At 70.9% G+C, this 3,197-nt stretch carries 4 protein-coding genes; all 4 read right to left on the reverse strand.

Annotated elements, in window-relative coordinates:
- The coding region (locus HY703_06330) for a hypothetical protein (protein MBI4544790.1) at positions 1-798 on the reverse strand (798 nt) is incomplete at its 3' end.
- Entirely contained in the window at positions 795-1,430 is a 636-nt protein-coding gene (locus HY703_06335) for a MotA/TolQ/ExbB proton channel family protein (protein MBI4544791.1), read from the reverse strand. The genes HY703_06335 and HY703_06330, both read right to left, overlap by 4 nt.
- Positions 1,431-1,503: 73 nt before the next feature.
- Positions 1,504-2,574 carry an ATP-binding cassette domain-containing protein gene (locus HY703_06340; GenBank protein ID MBI4544792.1) on the reverse strand — a complete coding sequence of 357 codons (1,071 nt, stop codon included), beginning with the start codon at positions 2,572-2,574 and terminating at the stop codon, positions 1,504-1,506.
- On the reverse strand, positions 2,571-3,197 hold a 627-nt coding region (locus HY703_06345; GenBank protein ID MBI4544793.1), incomplete at its 5' end, for an ABC transporter ATP-binding protein. The genes HY703_06345 and HY703_06340, both read right to left, overlap by 4 nt.

Consider the following 3,197-nt stretch of genomic DNA (forward strand, 5'->3'; position numbering starts at 1 on the left):
CGCCAGGATGGCGTTCCCCTGCCAGAGCACCGTGTCCTTTTCGCCTACTACCCGCACGCTGACCGCCTCGCCGGCCGCAACGCCGTACCCCTCCACGTACACCCGTGGCGGCTCGCCGCCGTACGGCACGGTGCGCCGCGGGTTCACGATCAGCTCGGGAGCCACCGTCCGCGAGCCGCGGCCGCTCGCCCCGTAGACCAGCACGGGGCCGGCCAGGGTAGCGGCAGCAGCGCCGTATGCTGGTACCGGCAGCGTGTCCTGGGCGCGGAGGCCGCGCGAGCTCAGGGCATCGCGCGCCTCGAAGTGCACCGTGTAGCGGTCCGGCGGCAGCGCGAGCAGCGCCTGGAAGATGATGGTCTCCTCGGTTCGTCCCGTTTCCGGAAAGCTCCCCACCCGCACCTTCTCCCGCCGCTCCAGCCGCTTCACTTCCACGCTGTCCCGCAGGAACGCCAGCTTGACTTCGTACTCGCCCGCGAAGCCGCTGCCCTCTCGCTGGAAGCGCAACGCGTTGTTGGACAAGGACAGGCCCACCAGCACGTAGGTCGAGTCGGCCGGGCCGGCCAGCGTGGCAAAGCTGGCAACCGCGGGGAAGTCCTCTGGTCCCGCCAGCATGCCCAGGTCGCGGTAGACCTCGAGCGGGCGCGCCACACTGCCCTCGCGCTTCGCCTCGGGCCCGCCCCGTGCGCCGCCGCGGCCGCCGCAGCCGCCGAGCAGCACGAGGAACAGGATCAAAGCCAGAGGGCCACCGGCGAGGTGGCCCTCCCGACGGCGTCGTTCCAGGCTGCCTTGGATGCTCATGTCTCTATCGCCGTGCCGGTTCCCATGGCATGGAGCGCATCGACCATTTTCTGCGCCGACTCCTCCATGTCGATGACCAGGCGGTCGATCCTGGTCACGAAGTAGTTGTGCATGATGTTGATGGGTATCGCAATGCTCAGCCCGGCCGCCGTCGTGATCAGTGCCACCTTGATCCCCCGCGCCACCAGTGTCGCCTCGACATCGCCCGCCACCTCGATAGCCTCAAAGGCCTGGATCATTCCCACCACCGTGCCCAGGAAGCCGAGCAGCGGCGCCACATTGGACAGCGTCGCCAGCCAGACCAGCCCCCGCTCGAGAGCCGCCATCTCGATGAGCCCCACGTTCTCAATGGCTTTCATCACCCGCTCGGTTCCCTCCTCGTGGCGGCTGAGCCCTGCCACCAGGATGCGGCCGGCCGGCGTGGCCGACTCGCCGGCCACCGTCATGGCGCCCGCGACGTCCTGGCGCCTGAGCCGCTCGTCCACTTCCCGCAGCACCTTGCGCGTGGGCCCGCTCTTGGTGTTCAGGTCAACCAGCTTCCAGATGATGATGCCCAGGCCCAGCAGCGTGCAGGCGCCCAGCGGCCACATCATCCAGCCGCCATCAGCCCAGAGCGTGAGGAGTTGCTGCATGAACGGTACCGGGGTCCTGGGGCGGGAGTTCCGGAACGCGGGCGCCCGAAGCTAGGCGCGGCCGCTAGCAGTGTCAAGCTGGCACATAGGCCGGCTCCTTGATACACGCCGCGAACTGGCCGGGCGCCTTTTCCGCGAGGGGCGGCACGATCCGGGCGCAGTCCGCGTCCTTCAGCGGGTGGGGGCAACGCGGGTGGAAGGGGCAGCCCGGCGGCGGCTGCGCGGGACTGGGCTGGTCACCGCTGAGCACGATCCTGCTGCGCGCGCGCCCCGGCTCGGGAATCGGCACGGCGGAGAGGAGCGCGCGGGTGTACGGATGGCGCGGCTTCTCGCGCAGCGCCGCTGCGTCGGCGAGCTCGACGATCCGGCCCAGGTACATCACCGCAATGCGGTCACTCATATGATCGACCACGCTCAGGTCGTGAGCAATGAAAAGGTAAGCCAGTCCCAGCCGCGCCTGCAGCTCCTGGAGTAGATTCAGCACCTGAGCCTGGACGGAGACGTCGAGGGCGGAGACGGGCTCGTCGCACACGATGAAATCCGGCTCGACGGAGAGGGCGCGGGCGATCCCGATGCGCTGCCGCTGCCCGCCGCTGAACTCGTGCGGATAGCGGGTCGCGTGCCCCGCGGAGAGTCCCACCAACTGGAGCAGCTCCTGGACGCGCGCCTGCGCCGCAGCGCCACGCGCCAGTCGGTGCACGGAGAGCGCCTCGCGCAGCATCTCGCCCACGGTCATGCGCGGATTGAGCGAGCCGTAGGGGTCCTGGAACACGATCTGTACCCGGCGTCGCAAGGCGCGCAGCTCTGCTTCGTCCAGCGCGAAGATCTCGCGCCCCTGGAAACGCGCGCTGCCGCCCGTCGGCTCGATCAGCCGCAGCACGGTGCGGCCCAGGGTGGTCTTACCGGACCCGGACTCCCCCACCAGTCCCAGGGTTTCGCCGCGCCGCACCCAGAACGAGACGCCGTCCACGGCACGAACGTGCGCCCGCACGCGGCCGAACACGCCGCGCCGGACCGGGAAGTACTTTTCCAGTCCGCGCACGTCCAGCAGCACATCGGGAGGCGGCGGCAGCTCGTCGGGCGTGCGGCCACGCACATCACTGTCGCCCTTGGGCGGCGGCAGGGGCGGAGGCGGCGTGCTCATCGGGCGACGTCCGGCTCCACGCGGGGCGGCTCGCTGGCTTCTCGCGGCGGCGCGGCCGGCGGCTCGAGCTCTGCGGGCGGCACCCCGGGCAAGGCGGCCGCCTGCCGGTGGTACTCCTCCGCGGGCGCGGGCGCCCGCGGCGCGGCGCCCGGGGTGAATCCCCGTCCCGCCGCATCGACCTGCGCGCGCTGCTCCGGCCACCGTTCCAGCCAGCACCGCGAAGTTTGCGCCGGCCCGACCGGAAACAGCGGCGGCTCGGCGATGACGCACTGCTCCCAGCCGTACGGGCAGCGGGGGTGGAAGCGGCAGCCCGCGGGCCAGGCGACGGGGTTCGGCACGTTGCCGGGAATGGCGGCCAGCCGGTCAAGGCGCTGGCCTAGCCGGGGCAGCGACTGCAGCAGCCCGCGCGTGTAGGGGTGCCGGGGGTCACGGAACAGCTTCTCGACAGGCGCCTCCTCGGCCACCTGCCCGGCGTACATGACCAGCACGCGGTCGCACACCTCGGCCACCACGCCCAGGTCGTGCGTGATCAGGATCATGGCCATCCCGAACTGCTCCCTCAATCCTCGCAGCAACGCCAGGATCTGTGCCTGAATCGTCACGTCCAGCGCCGTGGTCGGCTC

The organism is Gemmatimonadota bacterium (assembly GCA_016209965.1).
Taxonomy (GTDB): domain Bacteria; phylum Gemmatimonadota; class Gemmatimonadetes; order Longimicrobiales; family RSA9; genus JACQVE01.

Excerpts from the sequence above, each read along its gene's own strand:
- HY703_06340 (MBI4544792.1), bottom strand. The coding sequence starts at position 2,574 with ATGAGCACGCCGCCTCCGCCCCTGCCGCCGCCCAAGGGCGACAGTGAT.
- HY703_06335 (MBI4544791.1), bottom strand. The coding sequence starts at position 1,430 with ATGCAGCAACTCCTCACGCTCTGGGCTGATGGCGGCTGGATGATGTGG.